Annotated in this window: 19 protein-coding genes; 7 read left to right on the top strand and 12 right to left on the bottom strand. The window is 66.5% G+C overall.

Translation table 11 applies throughout. From position 1 onward, the window contains the following. The first annotated feature begins 195 nt into the window (after positions 1 to 195). A complete protein-coding gene (locus C3F42_RS28490) occupies positions 196 to 1,512 on the top strand; it encodes a hypothetical protein (protein ID WP_104445206.1) in 1,317 nt (438 codons plus the stop codon). 34 nt (positions 1,513 to 1,546) lie between these two features. On the opposite strand, the gene C3F42_RS28485 is transcribed toward C3F42_RS28490, so the two are convergent. After that, positions 1,547 to 2,539 (bottom strand): bile acid:sodium symporter family protein, encoded by a 993-nt coding sequence (locus tag C3F42_RS28485; RefSeq protein WP_104445205.1) that lies wholly within the window; start codon positions 2,537 to 2,539, stop codon positions 1,547 to 1,549. 133 nt (positions 2,540 to 2,672) lie between these two features. Between C3F42_RS28485 and ampC the strand changes: the two genes are divergently transcribed. Next, positions 2,673 to 3,812 (top strand): class C beta-lactamase, encoded by a 1,140-nt coding sequence (gene ampC / locus C3F42_RS28480; protein WP_104445204.1) that lies wholly within the window; start codon positions 2,673 to 2,675, stop codon positions 3,810 to 3,812. Positions 3,813 to 4,158: 346 nt separating this feature from the next. Continuing rightward, entirely contained in the window at positions 4,159 to 4,491 is a 333-nt protein-coding gene (locus C3F42_RS28475) for a hypothetical protein (RefSeq protein WP_046855208.1), read from the top strand. 53 nt (positions 4,492 to 4,544) lie between these two features. Here the strand turns inward: C3F42_RS28475 and C3F42_RS28470 are convergent, their stop codons facing one another. From C3F42_RS28470 to C3F42_RS28460, 3 genes are all read right to left on the bottom strand, one after another. Next, a complete protein-coding gene (locus tag C3F42_RS28470) occupies positions 4,545 to 4,850 on the bottom strand; it encodes a hypothetical protein (protein ID WP_038706341.1) in 306 nt (101 codons plus the stop codon). 220 nt (positions 4,851 to 5,070) lie between these two features. Beyond that, positions 5,071 to 5,259: a hypothetical protein gene (locus C3F42_RS28465; RefSeq protein ID WP_023632482.1), complete on the bottom strand. Its 189-nt coding sequence runs from the start codon at positions 5,257 to 5,259 to the stop codon at positions 5,071 to 5,073. Positions 5,260 to 5,399: 140 nt separating this feature from the next. Beyond that, complete coding sequence (locus C3F42_RS28460; protein ID WP_023632483.1) at positions 5,400 to 5,720, bottom strand: YbjQ family protein; 321 nt, start codon at positions 5,718 to 5,720, stop codon at positions 5,400 to 5,402. Positions 5,721 to 5,854: 134 nt separating this feature from the next. Between C3F42_RS28460 and C3F42_RS28455 the strand changes: the two genes are divergently transcribed. Both C3F42_RS28455 and C3F42_RS28450 read left to right on the top strand, forming a co-directional pair. Further along, positions 5,855 to 7,282 (top strand): MFS transporter, encoded by a 1,428-nt coding sequence (locus C3F42_RS28455; protein ID WP_104445203.1) that lies wholly within the window; start codon positions 5,855 to 5,857, stop codon positions 7,280 to 7,282. Continuing rightward, the gene (locus tag C3F42_RS28450; RefSeq protein WP_023632689.1) at positions 7,279 to 8,007 is read left to right on the top strand and encodes a trans-aconitate 2-methyltransferase; all 729 of its coding nucleotides are present in this window, start codon (positions 7,279 to 7,281) and stop codon (positions 8,005 to 8,007) included. The genes C3F42_RS28455 and C3F42_RS28450 overlap by 4 nt, the downstream gene beginning before the upstream one ends. Before the next feature lie 124 nt (positions 8,008 to 8,131). On the opposite strand, the gene ribD is transcribed toward C3F42_RS28450, so the two are convergent. The 7 genes from ribD to C3F42_RS28415 form a co-directional block, all read right to left on the bottom strand. Further along, positions 8,132 to 9,046, bottom strand: coding sequence for a bifunctional diaminohydroxyphosphoribosylaminopyrimidine deaminase/5-amino-6-(5-phosphoribosylamino)uracil reductase RibD (ribD, locus tag C3F42_RS28445; RefSeq protein WP_094011434.1), 915 nt, complete (start codon positions 9,044 to 9,046; stop codon positions 8,132 to 8,134). Then, complete coding sequence (locus C3F42_RS28440; protein WP_023630995.1) at positions 9,043 to 9,702, bottom strand: cyclopropane-fatty-acyl-phospholipid synthase family protein; 660 nt, start codon at positions 9,700 to 9,702, stop codon at positions 9,043 to 9,045. The genes ribD and C3F42_RS28440 overlap by 4 nt, the downstream gene beginning before the upstream one ends. Positions 9,703 to 9,714: 12 nt before the next feature. After that, positions 9,715 to 11,406 (bottom strand): WD40 repeat domain-containing protein, encoded by a 1,692-nt coding sequence (locus C3F42_RS28435; RefSeq protein WP_023630994.1) that lies wholly within the window; start codon positions 11,404 to 11,406, stop codon positions 9,715 to 9,717. A 24-nt stretch (positions 11,407 to 11,430) separates the two neighbouring features. Then, positions 11,431 to 12,027, bottom strand: coding sequence for a GTP cyclohydrolase II RibA (ribA, locus tag C3F42_RS28430; protein ID WP_023630993.1), 597 nt, complete (start codon positions 12,025 to 12,027; stop codon positions 11,431 to 11,433). A 34-nt stretch (positions 12,028 to 12,061) separates the two neighbouring features. Further along, a complete protein-coding gene (locus C3F42_RS28425) occupies positions 12,062 to 13,072 on the bottom strand; it encodes an SUMF1/EgtB/PvdO family nonheme iron enzyme (protein WP_104445202.1) in 1,011 nt (336 codons plus the stop codon). Positions 13,073 to 13,137: 65 nt separating this feature from the next. Next, positions 13,138 to 14,031, bottom strand: a complete 894-nt coding sequence (locus C3F42_RS28420) for a VOC family protein (protein ID WP_094011433.1) — start codon at positions 14,029 to 14,031, stop codon at positions 13,138 to 13,140. Continuing rightward, complete coding sequence (locus C3F42_RS28415; RefSeq protein WP_023631667.1) at positions 14,031 to 15,074, bottom strand: methyltransferase; 1,044 nt, start codon at positions 15,072 to 15,074, stop codon at positions 14,031 to 14,033. The genes C3F42_RS28420 and C3F42_RS28415 overlap by 1 nt, the downstream gene beginning before the upstream one ends. 311 nt (positions 15,075 to 15,385) lie before the next feature. Here C3F42_RS28415 and C3F42_RS28410 point away from each other — a divergent pair, with 311 nt between their 5' ends. Next, positions 15,386 to 16,030: a metalloregulator ArsR/SmtB family transcription factor gene (locus tag C3F42_RS28410; RefSeq protein ID WP_104445201.1), complete on the top strand. Its 645-nt coding sequence runs from the start codon at positions 15,386 to 15,388 to the stop codon at positions 16,028 to 16,030. A 31-nt stretch (positions 16,031 to 16,061) separates the two neighbouring features. Here the strand turns inward: C3F42_RS28410 and C3F42_RS28405 are convergent, their stop codons facing one another. Then, a complete protein-coding gene (locus tag C3F42_RS28405; protein ID WP_104445200.1) occupies positions 16,062 to 22,403 on the bottom strand; it encodes a non-ribosomal peptide synthetase in 6,342 nt (2,113 codons plus the stop codon). A 420-nt stretch (positions 22,404 to 22,823) separates the two neighbouring features. Here C3F42_RS28405 and C3F42_RS28400 point away from each other — a divergent pair, with 420 nt between their 5' ends. Continuing rightward, positions 22,824 to 23,576 carry a helix-turn-helix transcriptional regulator gene (locus C3F42_RS28400; RefSeq protein ID WP_104445199.1) on the top strand — a complete coding sequence of 251 codons (753 nt, stop codon included), beginning with the start codon at positions 22,824 to 22,826 and terminating at the stop codon, positions 23,574 to 23,576. Positions 23,577 to 23,592: the final 16 nt, after the last annotated feature.

Below are 23,592 nucleotides of genomic sequence, written 5' to 3'. Positions count from 1 at the left end.
CAAGGCAACAGGACGCGCATCGCCTGCCCGGATGCCAGGCCGGTGACGCACGTTTTTTATTGGAAGGATGTCCGGCATGGTACGCATCAAGGCGGGGCCTCACAACCGCAGGTGCGGACCGAGTACCATGCGCGCCTGCGTGCACCTTTTTGTCGCACATCACCTACCCTGCGGAACAAGGAGTTCGATCCGCCCATGGACAAGCAGCACCCCCAGCAGCAATGGCGCGAGGCGGTCATCGCCTATGCCGAGGCCATCAACCGCTATGTCGCGCATGGCCGCGCGCAAGGCTGGGACAATCTGGAGGAACCACAGGCACCGGCCACCGAGCACCTGCTCGAGGCCTGGCAGGCAGCCCTGCTGGCCATCAACCGCCCGGGCACCGACGAGCAGCAACGCCAGCTGTTCCGCGAAGCCTGGCCCCCGGCTCACCTGCCGCTGCTGCCATTGCTCGACGAACAGGCCCGAGGCATCGGCAACCTGCTGCTGCTCGATGACGGCAGCGTGCTGGTTCGCATCGGCATGCCGTTCGAATGCGGCCAGGTACTGCACCTTGATGGCCAGGGCGTCACCCCGGTGATCGGTGTCGAGCACTTCGGGCGCTGCCCAGGACGGCGCTACTATGCCCTGGCCAACGCCGAGGGGGTCCGTGTGACCGATGGCTGGGGCGGCCCGCAGGTGGCCCGACTGGCCTGGCCCCATGGCCTGGAAGGTTTGCCGGCGGGCTACCCGTTCGATCCCTTCGACCTGCCGCCGACGCCCACCGCGCTGCTGCCCTTCCCCGACGGCCAGCGGGTGCTGCTGGTCAGCAGCGACGGCATCTTCGTGCTTGCCGCCGCCGGCGCCACACGTCTGCTGCCACGCGAGGACGACATTCTCGAGGAACTGCGCCAGGGCACCGACCCGGACGACATCGCCTTGGGCCTGACCATGGCACATGCCGCGCTGTCACCGGACGGCAGGCTGGTTGCCCTGGGCGAACAATGCGGCCGTCACCTGGTGCTCGACGAGCAGTTCAGGCGCATCGCAGAGGTCGGCCCGGCCAGCGAATACCCGCACTTCGCGCTGTTCAACCGCCGGGGCGACCAGTTGATTCTCAATGCCTGCCACTTCTATCAGGGCGGCACACTCGGCGTGCGGGTGGCCGACCTGCCGGGACTGGATACCGGTTTCTACAGTCAAGACCCACGCACGCCACAACTGCAGTGCGGCGCAAGGGTCTACGCCGGGGTGGCCCGTGACGGCGAGTACATCGTCGGTGACGCCCATGGCTACCTGCGCGCCTTCGGCGAGGACGGCCACGAGCACTGGCAGCACTATCTTGGTTCGACCATCAGCGCCATGGACATCAGCGCCGACGGCCGCACGCTGGTGGCGGCCAGCCATGCCGGATTCATTTCGCAGATCGCCCTGGACCGTGGCCGACCGCAGTGGCAGATCGGCACGGGGGCGCATGGCGAGGTACGGCGCTGGTTGTGCTGGAAAGGCTTCGACCGGCCGCTGGCCTGGTAGGTCGCTGGCGCGGGCCTGCGGCAAGGCATCCGTCTCAGGAAGCCGTCGTCGCCTGCTCGCCCTCCTCGACCCGCGCCGCATAACGTTGTGCCAGCACCGCGCAGACCATCAGCTGGATCTGGTGGAACAGCATCAATGGCAGGATCATCGCGCCGATGCCACCGCCGACGAACAACACCTGGGCCATGGGCACGCCTGTCGCCAGGCTCTTCTTGGACCCCGCGAAAAGGATGGTGATGCGGTCCTCGACATTGAAGCCCAGCAGCCGCCCGAGCAGCCGCGTGCCGAGCAGCACCATTGCCAGCAGGATTCCGCACACGGCAAACAGGCCTGCCAGGTGCTGCGGCGACACCGTGTGCCACAACCCGGTCACCACTGCCTCGCTGAAGGCGGTGTACACCACCAGCAGGATCGAGCCCTGGTCCACCAGTTTCAGCCAGCGCGCATTGCGCTTGACCCAGGCACCGATCCAGCGGCGGGCGATCTGCCCGGCGACGAAGGGCACCAGCAACTGCAGGGTGATCTTCAGCACCGCGTCCAGCCCGGAGCCGGTGTCGCCCGAGGCGCCCAGCAGCATCACCACCAGCAGCGGCGTGAGGAGGATCCCCAGCAGGCTCGAGGCCGCCGCGCTGCAGATCGCCGCCGGCACGTTGCCACGGGCCAGCGAGGTAAAGGCGATGGCCGACTGCACCGTGGCCGGCAAGGCGCACAGGTAGAGCACGCCCAGGTACAACTCGTTGCCCACCAGCGGCACGAACAGCGGCTTGAACGCCAGCCCCAGCAGCGGGAACAGCACGAAGGTGCAGGAGAACACCAGCAGGTGCAGGCGCCAGTGGCCGGCACCGGCGATGATCGCCTCGCGCGACAGCTTGGCGCCGTGCAGGAAGAACAGCAGGCCGATGGCCAGGTTGGTCAGCCAGCCGAACAGCACCGCGCCATCGCCTGAACACGGCAGCACGGTGGCGATGAACACCACCCCGAGCAGGGCCAGGGTGAAATTGTCGAACAGCATGCGCAAATATCTCATCACAGGTTCCGTCTTGTCTTTGTGCAAGCCTGGACGATAAGGTCTCGGCCCTCATGCCGCTAACGCCGGAACCCCCGCCGGTATCGCCCAACGGACAACCTGGCGGCTGAAACACGAAAAGGAACCTTGCACCATGAAACGTCCCCCACACCTGCTGCTGGCCACTGCCCTGACGCTGGCGGCGCCACCGCTGTTGGCCGATGACCTGCAGCACAGCGTCGATGGCGTCATCCAGCCTCTGATGCGCGAGCACGGCATCGCCGGCATGGCCGTGGCAGTGTATGCCAATGGCCAGGCGCACTATTTCAACTATGGCCTGGCCGACAAGGCCAGCGGCCAGGCAGTGACTCGCGACACCCTGTTCGAGGTCGGCTCGGTGAGCAAGACCTACACCGCCACCCTCGCCGCCCTGGCCAGCGCCGAAGGCAAGCTCGACCTCGCGGCGCCCGCCAGCCGCTACCAGCCCGCCCTGGCCAAGGCGCCGATCGGTAGCGCCACGGTGCTTGAGCTGGGCGCCTACAGCGGCGACTGCCTGCCGCTGCAGTTCCCTGACGAGGTGCAGACGAAGGAGCAAACCCTGGCCTGGTTCCAGCACTGGCAACGCCGCGCCCAACCCGGCACCCAGCGCTGCTACTCGAACCCCAGCCTGGGCCTGTTCGGTGATCTGGCAGCCCGCGCGCAAAAGCGGCCATTTGCCGAGCTGATGACCCAGGGGCTGCTGCCCCGGTTGGGCCTCAAGCACACCTACCTGGAAGTACCGGCCAACGCCCGTGGCCTCTATGCCCAGGGCTACGACGCCAAGGACCAGCCGGTACGGGTCAGCCCGGGCCCCTACGCCGAGCAGGCCTACGGTATCAAGACCAGCGCCAGCGATCTGTTGCGCTATGTCCAGCTGCAACTGCAACCGACCGCACTCGACCCCGCCCTGCGCCAGGCCATCGCCATTACCCAGTCCGGTTACTTCCAGGTTGGCGCCATGACCCAGGGCCTGGGCTGGGAGCGCTACCCCTATCCCGTCGCCCTCGACACCTTGCTGGACTACAACGGCGCCAGGCTGGTCCGCGAGCCCAACCCCACCCGCGCACTGACCCCGGCACTGCCCGCCGAACCCGCCGCCTGGTACAACAAGACCGGCGCAACCAGCGGTTTTGGCGCCTACGTGGCATTCGTGCCGTCGAAACAGATGGGCATCGTGCTGCTGGCCAACCGCAACTATCCTAACGAGGAGCGGGTACGCGCCGCACAACGTATCCTCTCGAGCCTGGAGCCATGAAACGGCCGATTCCTGGCGCCGGCTAACGGACTCGGCAGACAGAACGACCAGGATTGTCCGACAAGATGTAGTGACAAAAAATAATCACTACAAAACGGTTGACGCCCTTCCCGCGCCTTGTGCATGATGAGGCCGTCTCCCTGATCGGGAGCGGTGGCAAGGGTGTTCCAGACGGCCTGCGCGGTAACGCAGGCCGTCCGTGGAGAGGGAATCTGCCCAGAAGGCAGCGTGAGAAAGCCCCTGTTGCGAAGCTGCTGTAGCAGCCTTGGTTAGCGCGCTACATGTTGTGGCGCCAAATGTGAACTTCGGACGAACTTCACCAACGAATGTGAGTAATGGGGGCTTTATGATGAACTTGAACAACAATCCAACCATCGACCAACTGGCCCAGCTGTTCGCCGCGCGCAAGGACAGCCTCGACGACCACCTGCTGTGGGTCAGCCAATCCGGCGAGGTCCGCCTGGATCGCCTGCCGCCGAACACGGTCGAAGACGAGTTCGAATCGCACATGCCCAGCATGCGCGCCCGTTTCAAGGTCTACCGCCGTGGCCAGGGCTACGTCGGCAAGAAGGCCGCCGCCGACACCTCTTTCGTCGGTCGTGTGCTCGAGACCCTGCAACAAGAATGGCCGACCGCCCGTGAGCGGCAGGCAATCAAGGTGATCGACGCGTTGAATTGATCCCGCGGCTTAACACCGTTTCTTGAGCCCGGCCCGACAAAGGCCGGGCTTTTTCATGCCTGGCGCCTGCGCGGCATGGCTTCGGGCAGCGGCAAGGCGCCCGTGGCCAGGGCACGGGCGCGGTCAACGCCCCACACCAGGGCGCGGGTCATGGTCTCGCCCGGGCGCGAGGGGTAATACTCCTCCAGCAATGCCTTGCCGTCGCGGGCGTACAGCCCAAGAAACAGCTGCGTGGCGCCAACCCTGGACAGGCGCACCTGCACATCGATGCTGGTGCCGTCGCTCAACTCCTCGTCATGACAACGGCTGTGCAACTGTGCATCGGCCCATTGCCAGTAGGTCTCTTCCCTGATTCGCATTGAAGTCGATACTCCGTGTCTGAAATGCCGCGCAAGAAAAGCACAGCTTCGAGCCGACGGCGAGGGGGACCCGCCGATACCATGAGCGGGATCAAGAAATGACGGGAAATGCGTGCCATTGGGCGGTTTTGCACAGATCGGACAAACATGATCGCGGGGCAAGCCCGCCCCACAGACCTTGTTTGCCTGTGGGGCGGGCTTGCCCCGCTAATGTGCTGTTTCACTTTTTCGACGGGACACGCGGCGTGAACCGCCCCTTCTTGGCCCGTTGCAGGTGTGCCGGCTGCAGTTGCTCCGACTCGTCCAAGGTCATGTTGGCAAAGCCCAGGCGCAAGGCCGCTTGCCCGCAGCGCACCTGGCTGTTGATCGGAAACGCATCGTTCAGGTCTTCAAAAAAAGATTCGCTCATGCCCTGACTCCCTCCAATGGCGACCGTGCCGGCAGGCAATGCACCTGCCTAGTGAAGCAGCGGCCCGTTGAAGTGAGACTAGCCGGTCATTTGCAGACCAGTCGGACAAAAACTCCTTGCCCGACCAGTGGCAACTGGCCTTACTTCAAGCGCACCGCCGTACCGGTTGCGAACACCACGACCATGCCGCCCTGCACCGACGGCATGCTGATCTCGAAGTCCACGCCCACCACTGCATCGGCTTGCAACTGCCGTGCCCGCGCCACAAGCTCCTCGGTGGCCTGCTCACGGGCCAGCTTCAGCGCACTCTCCAGGGTCTGCGAACGGCCACCGAAGAAGTCGCGAAAGCGTGCGAAGAAATCGCGCACGAAGTTGATCCCCTGCACCGATTCGGCGCTGACCACACCGAGGTATTCGGCAACGGGGCGGCCTTCGAGCTGGCTGGTGGTGCTGATGATCATGGGTGAAGCTCCTGGAACAAGACAAAAGAGCACGATCCTAACAAATCCTCTGCGGCCAAATTACACAAGCAACTTCTTGAATAATGATTTTCCGGCTCCTAGACTCCCAGCGCAGGATCACGCAAGGAGCCTTCATGACCGCCATCCCCGAACAGCCCCCCGCACGCTGGAGCGAATTGCTCAGCGGTGGCAATGCGCTGCGCTCGATCGCCCTGGCCGGCGGTGTCGCCCTGCACGCCGTCAATGTCTATATCGTCACCACGCTGCTGCCCACGGTGATCGACGAAATCGGCGGGTTGGCCTTCTATGCCTGGAACACCACCTTGTTCGTGGTGGCCTCGATCATCGGCTCCACCCTTTCCACCCGCCTGCTGGCCCGCGGTGGGCCACGGGTCGCCTACCTGCTGGCACTGCTGGTGTTCACCCTCGGTTCGGCAGTGTGCGCAATGGCCACCAGCATGCCGCTGCTGCTGGTCGGGCGCAGCGTGCAGGGCCTGGGCGGCGGCATCCTGTTCGCCCTGAGCTATGCGCTGATCCACCTGGTGTTCGAGAGCCGCCTGTGGCCCCGCGCCATGGCCCTGGTCTCGGCGATGTGGGGGGTGGCCACGCTGTGCGGCCCGGCCGTGGGCGGCGTATTCGCCGAGGGTGGGCACTGGCGCTGGGCATTCTGGTCGCTACTGCCGGTGGCCGCCGCCCTGGCGCTGATCGTCTGCCTGCGCCTGCCGGCGCGCCAGGCGCTGGACGACAATGGCGCCCGCCCGGCCTATGGCCTGATCGCCTGGCTGGTGGCCTCGGTGCTGGCGATCTGCGCGGCCAGCCTGGCCGACTCACTGTGGGTCAACCTGGGCGGGATCGTCGCCGGCCTGGCCATCGCCGCGCTGATCGCCCGCCTCGATCCCCGCGCCCGCCACCACCTGCTGCCCACCGGCGCCTACAGCCTCAGGCAACCGATGGGCGCACTGTTCGCCATGATGTGCCTGCTGGTCGCGGCCATCACCACCGAGATCTATGTGCCCTACTTCCTGCAGCGCATCCATGGCTTCGGCCCCCTGGCCGCGGGCTACCTGACGGCCGTGATGGCCGCCGGCTGGACGGTCGGCGCCCTGGCCAGCGCCGGGCGTGACCGCAATGGCGGAGCCTGGCAGATCCGCTGCGGCCCGCTGCTGGTGGCCCTGGCGCTGCTGGCCCTGGCACTGCTGACACCCGCCTTGGCGTGGGTCGCCAGCACGCCGGGCCTGGCCCTGTTTGCCCTGGCCCTGGCCGGCGTCGGCCTGGGCATCGGCCTGGGCTGGCCACACTTGCTTACCCGCGTGCTGCAGGCGGCGCGCCCCGGCGAGGAAAACCTCGCTTCAGCCTCGATCACCACCGTGCAGCTGTATGCCACCGCGCTGGCCGCGGCCCTGGCCGGCCTGGTGGCCAACAGCGCCGGGCTGGTCGAGCCCGGTGGCGTGGAAGGCGCACGCAGTGCGGCGCTGTGGCTGTTCGCCGTATTCGCCTGCGCACCGCTGTTGGCCCTGCCATTGGCGTTGCGCCTCACCTCTGAACGCAAGGAGTGCCCATGAAGGAATCCAAGGAAGTCTACGAGCGCATCAGCGAGCAGTTCGAGGACTTCACCAGCCACGCCAGCCAGCGCGGGGTCGAGGTCGACACCTTTCGCTACATGGCCGGCGAAGTGATCGGCGAAGAGATCCTCGACCTGGCCTGCGGCCACGGTTTCTTCAGCCGCCGCCTGAAGGACTGGGGCGCGGCGAAGGTGCATGGCGTGGACATCTCGCCGAGCATGATCTACCAGGCGCGCCAGGCCAACGACGGCATCGCCTACGAGGTGCGCGACGTGGCGCAGATGGGCCAGATCGGCCAGTTCGACAAGGTCACTGCGGCATGGTTGTTCAACTACGCCGGCAGCGTCGAGGAGCTGCGGCGCATGTTCGAAAGCGTCGCCCTCAATCTCAAGCCGTCCGGTCGATTGATTGCCTACACCGCCAACCCGACCTTCGACCTGGCCCGTGGCAACTTCACCGAGTACGGCATCCGCGTACTGGACGAACAGCCGGTCGAGGGCGGCTTCCGCTGCCAGGGACAGTTCATGAGCACGCCGCCGGCGGACTTCACCTACTACCGCTGGCACAAGGCGGTCTACGAGCAGGCCGCCCATGACGTGGGCCTGCGCAATGTGCGCTGGATCGCCCCGCTGATCAGCGGCATCCGCAAGAAGGCACATCCGCCGGGGTATTGGGACCTGTTCGAACAGAACAGCCTGCAAGTCGGGTTGATCTGCAGCCGCTGAGATCGCTGGCGCCGCCAACGCGGCGCATCGCCGGCAAGCCGGCTCCGATCGCGTCCAACCTCAAGCCATGCGCCATCCCGTAGGAACCGGCTTGCCAGCGATGGGATGCACAAGGCGTCCCCGCTCAGACCTGCACCAGCCACTCATCCACCAGCCCTTGGCGCGCCAGAACCTCGCACCACGCAGGCTGCGCCTCGACCTGGACTTCATTGCAGTCGAGCGCGTACAACGCCTGCAACACCCGCTGAGCATCAACCTCCTCGATCACCTGGCAGCGCGCCCGGGCATAGCGCCCGTCACGCATCGCCTGCGCCGTATGCAGCACCAGCGTCGGAGCAAGGCCATCCAGCACCTTGGCCGAGGCCGGGCAATCGAGCCGCTGATCAACCACCACCCGCAACGGAGTCACCGGCTCGACTCGCTGTGCCGGAACCTGCGCCAGCAGCGACGGGTCGCAGGCCTTGACCCAGTCACAGGTGGTCAATAACGCCGAGGCCCTGCCCCGCCAGTGCTCCAGCGGCGCTTGCTCGTCGCAATGGCTGAGCATTGCGCCCTCACCCATCGCGCCAATGGCCAGCGCCGCCGGCCGCAATACCCGCACCCAGGGGCGCTGGCGCTCGATACGCGAGAAAAACCCGCGATTGAGGGCTCGCGCCGTGGGACAGGGCATGGCCTCGACCGCGATGCCCGCTTCGCGCAGCCGAAGCGCACCGATGCTCTGCGACGCATCGGCACTGGCCGTGACCACCCGGCGCACCCCGGCGGCCACCAGGGCATCGGCGCACGGCGGGGTGCGCCCATGGTGACCACAAGGCTCGAGCGTCACATAGGCGGTGGCCCCGCGCGCCGCCGGGCCTGCCTCCTGCAAGGCGTGGACCTCGGCATGGGCGTGGCCGGCGCGCTGGTGCCAGCCGCGCCCCACCACCTGGCCGTCGTTGACGATCACGCAGCCGACCCGCGGGTTGGGCATGGTGCTGTACAGGCCCTGGCTGGCGAGCGCCAGGGCCATGTCCAGGTAATGGCGGTCGAGCGCACTCACGTGCGGACCAGCGCCAGCAGATAGCGGGCCTCGCCATGCTGACGCTCGATCACCTCCAGGCCCTGCCAGGTGAAGCCATGGGCCTCCAGTGTCTGGCGGATGCCAGCGTCGGTGAAGAAATAGCCCTGGCGCTGGTTGTCCATTTCCCGCCACCCCGCCTCGGGGTGGGCATCATCGACCCCGAACACGTTCAGCCCGACCAGCGCGCCGGGGCGCAACAGGCGGCGCACATGGGCCAGGTAAGGGCCCCACTCGTCCGGGTGCTGATGGTGGAAGCAGCCGTTGTCCAGGGCCGCGTCGAACACCGTCCCCGGCGCCGGCTGCCAGTCCTGCATGGCCTTGTTCACCAGGTCGAGACGATCACCCCAGCGCTTGCGCAACAACGGCCAGCTGGAGTTCTCGACGATATCCAGCCCGGTGACGCGGTGCCCGGCGAGGATAAAGGTGGAGGCATCGCGGCCACGGCCCACGCCGATATCCAGCACATGCTGGTCACCGTGCGGGTCGAGCCGTTCCAGGAAGGCCTGGGCCGCCTGGATCATGCCGACATCCCACGACCACTCGTCCTCGCCGTGGCTGTAGCGGTGCACGAACGAGGTGTCGAGGGCCTTGCGGTAGTCGCCCTGGGGCATGAAGTCGCTTGCTTGCTTGCTCATCGTGCTGCTCCTTCAGGATGCCAGGCGGGCGTCGATGCCGTAGATGCGCCCATCATAGGAACTGGCCAGGAACGCATCGCTGGCCGCGTCATGGGTCAGGCAGGAAATGCCGCTGGCGGTGGGCCGCTGCACCGGCAGCCAGCGCCGCGAGGCCAGGTCGAACAACGCCACGGTGCCGTTGTAGGCGGCGGTGGCGATCACCCGGCCATCGCTGGAGGCGGCGATGCACTTGATCGAGTGCTGGTGCGGCGAGTCGAACACCTCGTCGCCGGTCTCCAGCCACAGGCGCAACTTGAGGTCGCGGCCGATACTGGCGAAACCGCCGGTGATCGGGCAGCAGCCGTTGGAAATGCGCGTATGCGCCGCCTCGATATGCCGCACGCAGCTGAAGTCGGCGATGCTGTGCAACGCGGCGTCGGCCGAAGCGCAGACGCTGAACAGGTGGCGCTCGTCGGCGGCCACGCCCTTGATCGCGTTGTCGTGCATCGGGATCGATGCCACCAGGCGCAAGCCGCCCTTGCCGTCATGGCCGAACACCAGGCCTTCGCCGGTGTAGGTGCCGATCAGCGCCAGGTCCTCGCCCTGCTTGACGAAAGTGGCGCCACAGTTGAGCGGTGAACGGTGCTGGTAGAGCATGCGCCCGGACAGGCCATCGAACACCTGGCCCATCTGGCCACCGGTCAGCAGCAGCGGACCGAACGGCAGGAGGAAGTTGCACAGGCTGCCGACACAGGTCACCGGCTGGTCGTCACGGTGCAGGATGCCAGCGTCGCCGATGCTGTACTGGCGCTCTTCGCTGCGCACCACGGCATTGATGCTCACCGCCGGCTCGATGCCCGACACCTGCCACTGGTCCTGCTCGTAGTTCCAGGTGGCGTAGCGCGAGCCGAAGGTGGCGAACACCAGCTGCTCGTCGCCAACGAAGGCGCAACTGCGTGGCCAGACGATGCTCGGCAGCGCGGTGCTGCGGCGTTTGACCAGGTTGCGCCCGGCATCAAACGTCCAGAGGATCGCCGAGCGGTCATAGCTCAGGCTCACCAGCAGGCGTTTGTCGTCGTTCCAGACGATGCGCTTGATCCCTGCGGCATGGGCCGGCACTGTCTGCACCTGGCCATCGGCGATGATCGAGATGCGCCCCTCGTCATCGCCGGCGAACACCACACCTTCGCGGGTGATGGCGATGGTGTCGGTTTCCACGCCACCGATGTCCACCTCATCGCATTGCTGGCCGCTGCGGGTGTCCCACTGGCGTACGGTGCCGTCATCGCTGCTGGAGATCAGGCGCTGGCCATCCGGCGACCAGACCACCGAGATCACGTCGGCCTGGTGGCCATGGAATGCCTGCAGTTGCACGCCATCGAGGTCGAAGATGCGCAGCACGTGGTCACGCGAGCAGGTCGCCACGCGCTGGCTGTCGGGCGAGAACACCGCCATCTCGACGTCGTCGTTGTGCCCCTGCAGCACGGCCTTCAGACGCATGCTCGGCACTTCCCAGATACGCGCGGTGTAGTCGCTGCTGGCGCTGACCAGGTGCTTGCCGTCGCTGCTGAAGGCGCACTGGTTGGCCAGGTGGTCATGGTGCACGCGGTGGATCGGCTCGCCGGTGGTGGCGTTCCACAGGATCACCTGGTTGTCGTAGCCGGCGGTGGCGACGAAATGCGCGGCATGGGCGGCGATACCGCTGATAGGGCCAATGTGTTTCATCGAAAGATCCTTTTTCGCTGGAGGTCAGAGCTTGATCGAATGGGCGGACTTGACGGCCTTCGCCTGCAGGTAGTTGCGGTTGTGGTTGGTCAGGAACACCCCGGTGGGTACCTGCTCGATCACATCGATGCCGCCGGCGCGCAACTGGGCGACCTTCTCCGGGTTGTTGGTCAGCAGGCGGCACTGGTCCACGCCCAGGGCGCGCAGGATCTGCACGGCAGGGTCGAAGGAACGCGAGTCGGCCAGGTGGTTGAGGCGCAGGTTGGCTTCGTAGGTGTCCAGGCCCGAGTCCTGCAGCAGGTAGGCCTCGAACTTGGAATACAGGCCGATGCCGCGCCCTTCCTGGCGCAGGTAGATCAGGTAGCCGCCGACCTCCTTCAGGGTGCGCAGGGCCTCCTGCAGCTGCGGGCCGCAATCGCAGCGCTGCGAGCCGAACACATCGCCGGTGATGCACTCGGAATGCACCCGCACCAGGGGCACGTCGCACTGATCGCGCCCGATCCCCACGGCGAAATGCTCCTGATCGCGCGCGAAGCCGTTGAAGCCGAAGAAATGGGCATCGACATCGCCGCCGAGGATGGAAATCGGCACGATGGTGTGAAGCGAAACATCCTTGTTCATGGAATCAGACCTCTTGCACGGAAGACGGAAAAACTCAGTTATGGTTTTCAACCAGGCGCAAACCCATGACGTAGATCGGTCGCGGGTAACGCCCGTGGCGGCGCGCGGTGCGCGCCAGGTCGCGGAAACGGGTGAAGCTGCCACCGCGGGCAACGCGGTGGGTGCCGACATCGAGCACCAGGTCGTCCTCGATGCGCGGGCCACCGGGGTAAGGCTGGTAGTCCTCGGCAACGTACTCCTCGACGTTGCCGGCCATGTCCAGCACCCCGAACGGCGAGGCGGCGTCGATGAACACGCCCACCGGCGTGCTATCCAGGTAACCCAGCTCGGCGGTGTTGGCATGCTCGACCTGGTAGGCGTCACCCCAGGGGAACTGCCGCCCTTCGGGGCCGGCGGCGGCATACTCCCACTGCGCCTCGGTGGGCAGGGCAAAGCGCCGGCCGGTACGCTCGCTGAGCCAGCGGGCATAGGCATCGGCATCACTGGCCGAGACGCTGTACACCGGGTGGTTGGCATGGTGCCGTGGGTAGCGGCCGAAGGCCCAGCCGTCGGGGATGCCGGTATGACCGCTGTCGAGCAGGAACTGGCGATACTCCTGGTGCGTGACCGGGAAGCGGGCGATGCGGAACGCCGCCAGCTCGACCGCGTGGCGCGGGGTCTCCTTGTCGATCCAGCTGCGGTCCAGGCCCAGCCCGTCGAACTGCTCCATCACCTGCGTCACCGCGCCTGGGTCCAGGCCGATGTGCACCCGCGCCGCGGGAATGTCGATCATGTCCGGAGCGAAGGTGTCGATGCGTGGATCACCGCGCAGCGCCAACACCTCGCCGGCGCCGATGCGACGCGCCAAAGGCTGGCGCGGCTGTTCCAGGATGGCGAGCAGGACATCCAGCGGAGCCTGGAGCAGATCAGCGAACGCCTCGCTGACCTTGGCCTGCAGGGGATGCTCCTGGTACTGCTCGGGATAGCCCATCAATGCCCGGTCGCTGACATCCTTGGGCAGCGGGCTGGGCAGCCGTGGCCAATGCCACTGTTTGTAGCTGTTCATGCGAATACCTGCCTGGGCACAGGCCTGCACGCGCAAAGGCGCGGCAGGCGTGTGACGACGTGGGATCAGAGACGGTCGAGGAGCAACCGCGGGTTGCTTTCGATCATCTCCACTTCGGCGCTGTACACCTCGATCACCAGGCCATCGGGGTCTTCGAAGTACACGGCGCTGCGCACGTTGTCCGGCCCATGGTGATAACCCGGAGCCGGGCCGTTGCCCTTGACCAGCTTGATGGTGCCGGCGGCGGTGACCTGGTCGGCAATGCGCCTTACATCCTCGGGCAGTGCCCGGATGCCGATGTGGTAGCCGGCCGGGTAGCTGAACGACTCGCTCTGCTCGATGAAGAAGTCGAAGCCGTTAAGCTCCATGACTGCCTTGCGCGGGCCGAGGTTGTAGCAGTAGTTCGCGCCGAGTATGTCGCTGTAGAAGGCCTTGGACGCCTCCAGGTCGCGGGTCAGGATGTTCACGTGGTTCATTTCCGGGCGCTGCCTGGCCCGCGCCGCCTCGTCCAGCCCCAGGCCGTCGAGGGAGCGCCACAGCTTGGTTGCCGCGGCGAACTTGGCGAAGCCCGCCAGCCAGTCCTTGATCACCACCCCGGGCACCTGCCCGCTGGCGATATCCAGCGGGTACGGATAGAGGAAGCCATGGCTGGCCTGCTGCCACTGGGCGATCACCCCCGTGGCGGACGGCAACTGCGCCAGCGTACCTTGCACCCGCACCAGCACCAGCGCGGTATTGCGGCACAGCCCGGCGGCCTCGCTGAGCAAGGTGTTCAGCGCCCCCGGGGGCGTGGCGCTGTCGAGCAGCAGGCAGACCGCGTCCACCGGCCCCTGGCCGGCCGGCTTCTGGCTGACCTGCAGGCTGAAACCCGCTGCCGCCGCAGCGCTGCCCAGGCTGTCAAGGGCCTGGGCAGCCGCGTCACCGAGCGGCGCGGCGTGCAATGCCAATAGACGCAACATCAGGCAGCCCTCCGCCCGATCAGCAGGGTATAGCGGCCGATCGGCTCCTGCTCCACCGTGAGCCCCGCCGCTGCCATGCTGTCGATCAGGTAACGGCTGGGGTGCAGTTCACCGTTGACCGTGTTGAGCATCATGTGCAGGGAGAAGTCGGCCGACAGGGCGGGATGAATCTCATCGTCTTCCAGGGCCATGCTCAGCACCAGCAGCGCGCCGTCGTCCTCGACCATGCCGGCGGCGCCGGCGATCAGGGTGCGCACCTGCTCACGGGTGAAATAGTGCAGGCAGTCGTTGAGCATCACCACATCGGCGCGCTCGCCCTGGTACTGGGCCAGGTCCAGCAGGTTGCGGGCATGGAAGCCAAGACGGTCGTCGAGCCGGTACTTGGCGAAGGTGGCCGCGGCCGCCTCGCGGGTGGGCTCCAGGTCCCAGACCTCGCCTTTGACCTGCGGATGTCGGCTGGCGATCTCGGCGAGGTAGGTGCCGTGGCCGCCGGCGAGGTCGATCACCCGACGGGCCTTGTCGAACAGCGGCAGGTCACGCAGCACATCCACCATGGGCTGGCTGAAACGGACCATGGCGTCGTTGAAGGCATCGCGGGCCGCCAGGTCGTGCTTGAAGCGGTTCTCCTGCTGGAAGTCCAGCGAGGCACGGCTGCGCAGGACTTCGTCCAGGCGTGGCCAGTTGTGCCACTGCAGGCGCTGGTGGTCAATGATCGGGCCGATGAACTCGGCGCTGTCGCTGACCAGGAAACGCTGGCTCAGCGGCAGGTTCTCGAAGCCTTGGGCGGTGCGCTTGAGCAGGCCCATGGCCACCAGCGCGTTGAGGAAGATCCGGCCCTTGTTCGGCACCCAACCCAGCGCATCGCTCAAAGCCTCGGCACCGACTGGCTGGCGGGTGTGGTCGAACACGCGCTGGGCCAGCGCCGAATGCAGGATGGCGGACTGGCGGTACTGGTCGGAGAGCTTCACCAGGTCGACCACGCTCTGCAGGCTGCTCACTTCATCGGCATGTTCATAGATGGTCACGGGTTTCTGGGCATTCATGCACTCACATCCCTGTCGAGTTGTTGTTGATGGGCCCATGCCCGGCATTTGCCAGCAAGGTGTTGACGCACTTGCACGCACCCCTCCCTGGGACCGGCAAGCACAGGCTCCGCAGATCAGCCTAGACGCGGATCAAATAAATACAACTAATACCTTTTATATTTTTATCGCATATAAATTTTCTTATCGATAATTGTTCCCCCTTGCACAAATCACCGCGAATCCGGGCTATCCTTCGTCCACTTGCCTGCGCAAAGGATGGCCCAGGAGAGTGCCCGATCCGCTCATTCACGCCCGGTTTCCAGCGCTCCATGACCTCGACCACCGTAGATTCGAACTGCACCGCCGACCGCATCCTGTTCCTGCTCAAGACCCGCGGGCCGCTCAAGACCGCCGACCTTGCCCAATTGCTCGCCATCACCTTCGAAGCCACCCGCCAGCAGGTGCAGAAACTGCAAGCGGCCGAACTGATCAGCGGCATCAGCGTGCCGGCCAAGGGCGCCGGGCGGCCTTCGCAGAAATGGGCGTTGACCGCCGCCGCCCAGCGCCGCTTCCCCGATTCCCACAGCGTGTTGACCCTGCAACTGATCGAGAGCGTCGAGCAAGTGTTCGGCAGCGACGGCGTCGACCGCCTGATCAGCCGCATGGAAGACAGCAACAGCCGCGAGTACCAGCAAGCCTGCGCAGGTGCCGAAAGCCTGGAAGACAAGGTGCGCATCCTTGTGCAATTGCGTGAGCGCGCAGGCTACATGGCCGAGATCCAGGCCGACGGCGACAACTGGCTGATCGTCGAGAATCACTGCCCCATCTGCATCGCAGCCAGCCGTTGCCAAGGTTTCTGCCGCAGCGAGCTGCAGGTGTTCCAGGCGGCGATCGGCGAGCAAGGGCTGGTGGAACGCTGCGAGCACCTGATCTCGGGGGACCGGCGCTGCGTCTATCGCATTTCGCCGAAGTAGTCCCCCACGCAGTGCTCGTCACGCTACTCCATCAGATCCGCCGCCTGCCCTTCAGCACCGGGACGGTGGTCTGGGCGATCTCCACCTGTACCTGATCGCGCCGCGTATTGGCCGCCAGTTCCGCCAGCGTCGGCTGGCTGAACAGCAACCTCGCATCGGCGTGCAAGCCGGCCTGGCGCATGCGCGCCACCAGGCTGACCGCCAGCAGCGAATGCCCGCCCAACTCGAAGAAATTGTCGTCGCGACCGACCTGCTCGATCTTCAGCACTTCGGTCCAGATCTGCGCCAGCGTCTGCTCTAGCTCATCGCGCGGTGCCTGGTAGGCCCGGCTGATTACCGCCGCAGCGCCCGGCACCGGCAAGGCGTTGCGATCGACCTTGCCATTGGCGCTCAGCGGCAGCTCGGCCAGCAGCACGTAGGCCGACGGCACCATGTAGGCCGGCAGGCGCGCCAGCAGGTAGGCACGCAACGCTTCCAGCGCGGGCGCGGCGTGGCCATCGCGGCAGCTGGCATATGCCACCAGGCGATGATCGCGCACCAGCACAACGGCCTGGCCCAGGGCCGGGTGGCTCGCAAGTAGCGCCTCGATTTCGCCCGGTTCGATACGCAAACCATTGAGCTTGACCTGGAAATCGTTGCGGCCCAGGAACTCCAGCTCGCCATCGGCGCGGTAACGCACCAGGTCGCCGGTGCGATACAGCCGGTCACCGGCCACGAACGGGCTGGGAATGAAGCGTTCGGCCTGCAGGACCGGCAAGCCCAGGTAGCCACGCGCCACGCCTATGCCGCCGATGTGCAATTCACCAGGGCAGCCCACGGGTACAGGCCGGTCATGCTCATCGAGCACATACAGGCGCGTGTTGGCGATCGCCCGCCCGATCGGGGGAGCGTTGATGGGCAGTGGTTGCCCCGGCTCCAGCGTCCAGACGGTACTGTCGACGGTGGCCTCGGTGGGGCCATAGACATTGTGCAGGCGCACCTGGGGCAGTCGCTCGCGCACCCGCTGCGCCAGTGCCAGGGTCAGTTCGCCGCCACCGCAGAACAGATCGCGCAGGCTGGTGCAGCGCTCCACGCCCGGGGTGTCGAGGAATGCATGCAACAAGGCCGGCACGAACTTCACGGTGGTCACCCTGCGGGCCTCGATCAGTTGCGCCAGGTAGGCCGGATCACGGTGACCGTCGGGACGCGCCAGCACCAGACGCAGCCCCGCGCACAACGGCCAGAACAGCTCCCACACCGAACCGTCGAAACTGAACGGCGCCCGTTGCAGCAACGCATCATCGGCCTGCGGCGGGCACAGGTCGCTGCCCCAGCGCATCAGGTTGCACAGCCCGCGGTGCTCGACCATCACGCCCTTCGGCGTGCCGGTGGTGCCCGAGGTATACATGACATAGGCCAGGTGCCCGCCACCAAGCTCCGCCAGCGCGGGCGCCTGGTCGCTGTGCGCCTGCCAGGCGCCCTGGTCCAGGTCCACCAGCGGTGTTGGCTGGCCATCGAACAGGCCGCGGGTGGCGCCCTGCACCAACAGCGCCAGCGGTGCGCTGTCGGCGAGCAGGTAGTGCAGCCGCTCGTCGGGGTGGTCGGGGTCCAGCGGCACATAGGCGCCACCGGCCTTCAGCACGCCCAGCAGGCCGACGATCAGCGCCACGCCGCGCTCGAGGCATACGGCGACCCGGGTGTCGGGCCGCACGCCGAGGCCGATCAAGTGGTGCGCCAGGCGATTGGCCTGGGCGTCGAGCTCGCGGTAGGTCAGTTGCGTCTGTTCGGTCTGCAGCGCCACGGCATCCGGCGCACGCCTCACCTGGGCGGCGAACAGGGCAGGCAGATGCGGGTACCCAGGGTCCAGCGCCAGCTCGGTGGCGTTGACGATTTCCAGCAGGTAGCGGCGCTCGTCCTCCGGCAAGGTCGACAGCGATTCCAGCGCCACCGGGGCTTCGCTGGCCAGTGCCTCGGCCAAGACCCGCAGCGCGCACGACACATGCCCGAGCACGCGCTCGGCGCCCAGCTCACGGGGTGCGCGCACGCCCAGGCGCAAGGTATCGCCCTGCTCGTCCACGGTCAGCACCAGGGCATGGCTGTGCACCTCGCTGGCCTCAAGCAGCGTCACGCCCGGCAACGATGCAGTCTGCGCCGCGCCATGCCGATAATTGAGCAGGCTGTCGAACAGCGCCACGCCGGCCGGCAGGCCGCTGCAGCGTTGGGCCAGGACCAATGGCGCGTCCTCATGCGCAAGCAACTCCGCCAGCTGGCCGTGGATTCCAGCCAAGGCCTGGGCCACGTTGCGTTCCACCAGTGACACCCGCAGCGGCAGGCTGTTGATGAACATGCCCAGCGCTCGGTCGGCGCCCTCGCCGGCCATCATCCGGCCCAGCAACACGGTGCCGAATACCACTTCGTCACGGCCGCCCAACGCCCCCAGCACCTGCGCCCAGGCCAGATGCATCAAGCTGCCGAGGCCAACGTCATGCTGGCGCGTGCTCTGGCGCAGGGTGGCGGCCAGGGCCTCAGGCAAGTCGACGACGCAGGTTTCGACATGCGCCATCACAGCCGGCCCCTCAGCCATGCCGGCCAACCGCGGCGGCGCCTCTGCCCCGGCCAAGGACTCGCGCAGGTAGCATTCATGGCTCGCCTGCCGGCTCTCATCGCGGCTCAACGCCACGTAGTTGCGGTAAGCCACCGGGACAGGCAGTGCATGACCTTCGCCTGCCATCAGCGTCGCCAATTCAGCAAACAGCACCTGTACCGAGACCGCGTCGTTAACCAGGTGGTGGAAATACAGCAGGCCCAACCATCGCGCCTGGGTACTGTCCTCCACACAGCTCAAGGCCATCATCGGCGCCTGGCGCAAGTCCAATCGCAGCCCCTGTTCGCGCAGCCGCACGGCCGCTTCGCCAGGTCCGGGCCCGAGGACGTTCACTTGCAGCCCGGCCTGGCGCCACACCACCTGCTGGGGCTGCGCCAGGCCTTCCCAGGCCAGGCTGGTGCGCAGGATATCGTGACGTTCGATGACCCCGGCCAGGGCCTGGTTGAACGCCTCCAGCGCCGCCCTGCTGTCGAAGGCGAACAGCGCCTGTTGCAGGTAGGGATCGCGCTCGTCGGTGAGATGGTGGTACAGCAATCCTTCCTGCAATGGTGCCAGGGGGTAGATCTCCTGCACATTGGCCGCGCCGCCCGGAACCGTGCCGACGATCTGGTCGATGCTGGCCTGGTCGAGGTGGGTCAAGGCCAGCATCTCGGGGGTGATGCGCTGGCAACCCGGCGGCACACGATTGGCCGGTACCGCTTGTGCGGGGGCGCTGCCCAGCGACGCGGCGAGGCTGGCCAGGGTCGGCTGGCCGAACAGCACCTGGGCATCGGCGTGCAGCCCTGCCTGGCGCATGCGCTCGATCAGGCGTACCGCCAGCAGCGAATGGCCCCCCAGTTCGAAGAAGTGATCATGCCGCCCGATCTGCTCCACCTCCAGCAATTCGGCCCACAGCGCAGCCAAGCGCTGTTCGAGGTCGCCCTGCGGCGGTTCGTGGCTGCGCCGTACCAAGGCTTCACGGTTCGGTGCCGGCAAGGCGCGCCGGTCGAGCTTGCCATTGGTGGTGAGCGGCCAGGCCGCCATCGCCACATAGGCCGTCGGCAGCAAGGCCGCAGGCAAGCGCTTGCGCAGGTGCTCGTGCAGGTCCAGCGGGTCAAGCACCTGCCCTGCTACATACCAGGCCACCAGTTGCCCGTCACGCAGCAGCACCACGGCCTCGCGCACATTCTCATGGCAGCCCAGCGCGCTCTCGATCTCGCCCAACTCCACTCGCACCCCACGAATCTTCACCTGGTCGTCACTACGGCCCAGGTATTCCAGAGTGCCCTCGGGCAACCAGCGCACCAGGTCTCCTGTGCGGTACATCCGCGCCCCGGGCTGCTGGGTGAAGGGGTCGTCGAGGAAGCGTTCGGCGGTAAGATCCGGGCGGTTCAGGTAGCCACGGGCGACCCCCGCGCCACCAATGTACAATTCGCCGACGGCGCCCACCGGCAGTTGCCGCCCCTGGGCGTCCAGCACGTATAGCCGCGCATTGGCCACCGGCGCGCCGATATGCAGCACCTGCCCCGGGCATACCTCGCCAGCGCTGGCGACCACCGTGGCCTCGGTCGGGCCGTAGTTGTTGATGATCCGGCAACCTCGCTCCCGCGCCAGGCGCCGCAGGCGGTCGCCGCCGACCAGCAAGGTCTGCAAGGTCGGGTGTGGCTCGCCCTGGGCGAAGGCGTGTTCGGCCACGGGCGTGGGCAGGAAGCTGACCTGCAGCGGCTGGGCGCGCCACCAGCGCAGCAGCGCATCGATATCCTCGCCCCCCTCGCCCACCGGCGCCAGGTGCAGCGTCGCGCCGGCGCACAGGGCTGGCCAGACTTCCCAGGCCATGGCATCGAAGCCGAAACCGGCCAGGCTGGAGGTATGGCTGTTAGGGCGCAGATCGAAGGCGGCGCAGTGCCAGTCGACCAGGTTGGCCAGCATGCGGTGCTCGACCATCACGCCCTTGGGTTGGCCGGTGGAACCGGAGGTGTAGATCACGTAGACCAGGTTGGCGCCGGACAGCCGCTCTACCTGGGGGTTGGCCAGCCCAGCCGTGGCCGATAGCAGGCGGTCCAGCTCGATAACCGGCACGTTGGTGACCGGCAGGCGGTCACGCAGGTTTGAGAGGGTCAGCACCACCGTCGGTGCGCAGTCATCGATCAGGTACTGCAGGCGCTCGCTCGGGTGCGCCGGGTCCACCGGCACATAGGCCGCGCCGGCCTTGAGCACCGCAAGCAAGCCGACCAGGGTGTCCAGGCCACGCCGGGCGAGCACCGCCACCCGCTGCTCTGGCAGCACGCCCATGGCCAGTAGCTGCACGGCAAGCTGGTTGGCGCGGTCGTTCAGCTCGCCATAGCTCAGGCTGCGCCCCTGATGCACGGCGGCCGTCGCCTCGGCGCGTGTTGCGGCCTGGGCTTCGATACGGCGGTGAATCAGGGTCGGGCCCTCGGGGTCTTGGGCGGTGGCGTTCCACTGGCGCAGGCGCTGGTGTTCCTCGGCAAGCAACAGGTCGTAGCTGTCGATGCCCGCCTGGGGTTGCTCGAGCCCTTGGGCCAGCACATGAAGCAGGCGCGTGCTGAACACCTCGACGTCCTCGGGTGCCAGCCAGGCCTGGTTGTACACCAAGTGCAGCCAGGCCTTGCCATTGTGCGGGTTACTGCGCAGGTAGAGCGACAACGGCGTGGGTTCGTGGTCGTTGCACACCTTGACGCTGTGCGCGCCGAGGCTGCCGTAACGCAAGTCGTGGCGCTCTTGCTCGTAGGACACGGTGATCTCGAACAACTGCCCGCGCGCCTCGCGGGACAAGCCCAGCGCACGGTTTAACTCGCTCAGCGGCAAGCGCTGGTGGCGCAGGTCACGCCTAAGCGCATCGCCGATGCCGCGTACCAACTCGGCGAAGCTCAAGGTCCTGCCGAAGTCCATGCGCAAGGCGTTTACCTGAACGAACAGGCCCAGCGTGGCCTTGGCCCGCGCACTTCCACGGTTGCGCACCGGCAGGCCGACCACCCAGTCGTCGCGCTGCCAGGCCCTGGCGCAGCACACATGCAAGGCTGCCAGCAGCACATGGGCTACCGACCCTTGCAGCGCGTCGGCCAGGTTCTGCATTCGGGCCAGCAGGGCACCATCGAAACTGCGCTCCAGGGCATGGCTTGGCGTGGCGCCAAGGGGCAGCCCCCGCTCTCTGGGCCGCAGCAGCGCATCCGGCAGCTGTGCGTAGCGCCCCAGCCAGTAAGCCAGATCGCGTTGTTGGCGGGCCGATCCCTGGTAGGCCTGGTCATCTTCGATGAACGCCTTGTAGGACGGTGCCGTGCCTGGCAATACCTGCCCCTGCTCAAGCAGGCCGTAGTACTGACCCAGCAGATGGAGCAGTTGCTCAAGGCCCCAGCCGTCGAGGATCAAGTGATGAGCCTGCGCCATCAGCAAGCTGCACTCGGCATCGATGTGCAGCACTGCCATGCGCAGCAGCGGCCCGGTGTCGAGGGTGAAAGGCTGCTGCAGCAAAGTCTTGGCCAGGCACTGCGCAGCTGCGAACGCCGCCGTCTGCCCGCGCAGATCGTGCACGTCCAGTGGCACCCTCATCTGGGGCAGGAAGCGCTGGCGGGCCACGCCATCCTCCCCGGCCTCAGGCACCAGCACCATGCGCAGCCCGTCGTGCAGCCCAACCAGATGGTCCAGCGCGCGCCGCAGCAGGTCGCAGTCAACAGTGCCATCGAACGCGAGATAGCCGCCGACATTGTAGAGCGGTGAGTCGCCATGGCTGATCTGGTCGAGCCAGATGTCGCGCTGGGCGCAGGTCAGGGGGAATGTGTCGGCGGCGGACATGGCGTGGATCTTCCTTGAAACAGGGGGCGTCCACGGATTCAAGCACCCCCCCAAGCCCATGTATGGCCCCCCAAACCCGGACAATGGCAAGGGTGCTTTTGCTCGGCCTGAGCCTGCGGAATCTTTTGTAGGACATTGACGCTACCGGGCAGCCGACAGCGGCCTACTCGCATGCGCGAACGTGGCGAACGCCGCCGATCTCGCCGCTTACCAGCACGAATTGTCCGACAATCCATTGATTCACAGGGTCTATAGGCGGCGAAACACCGACTTTTCTTATCGGATTAATTGGCATTTCCTGTCCCCGCTTTCCGCTACAGACGCAGGCTCGGAGCCTGCTATTCAATAGCGCCAAGCCCCAGCACAGAGAGGACTCGACCGCGAGACCCGCCGCGTTACCGGATCAAGGAAGACAAGCACATGAAGCTGATCGACAGCCTCGAACACTGCCACGACCCGCACTTGTACCTGCAACTGGGGGCACTGGTTGCCAGCACCGGCGATAGCACCTTCGCCGAACAGATGCTCCAGCTGATCGGCGACCAGGTGCCGATCCATCGGCTCGACCTCAGCGAGTGGACCCTCGACAGCGACCAGGCCAGCATCCGCCAGGTCAAGGTACTGGGCAGTGCCGGCCGCCCCGAGGAAACACCGGTTCAGGAGCCTCTGCGCCACCCCCTGCTGCAAAGCATCATGCGCATGGAAGACCCGCTGCTGATCCAGATAAACGCCCCCGTGCACCAGTGCAACCTGGTATCGCGCAGCGGCAACCGACGTTGGGTCATCTGCTGCCAACGGTTACGCAGCGAGGGAATGTTTTCTTTGGCCGAGCTGTCGCTGCTCAAGCGCCTGTCCGACACACTGCTGCCGTTGGTCGAGCATCACGCCCAGCTGTTCCTGCAGGCGGCCAATCGCCGACCGGGCGGCCTGCTGCCCGATGAGGCCGGGTCGCTGCGCCAGGTGTTCACCGAGCGCCTGGAGCAAGACGCAATCCGCCTGTCCAGCCGCGAGCAGGAGGTGTGCATCGGCCTGCTCACCGGCGGCACGGTGCCACAGATGGCCCAGCGCCTGAACGTGAAGAGCAGCTCGATCGAGACCTACCTCAAACGCGCCACCGCCAAGCTCGGTGTCAGCGGACGCCACGGCCTGGCCCGCTGGATGGCCGGCACCTGAACCCAGAGACCCTGCC

It is taken from the genome of Pseudomonas sp. PONIH3 (assembly GCF_002934345.1).
Lineage (GTDB): Bacteria > Pseudomonadota > Gammaproteobacteria > Pseudomonadales > Pseudomonadaceae > Aquipseudomonas > Aquipseudomonas soli.
This window is presented reverse-complemented; position numbering and strand designations above follow the sequence as displayed.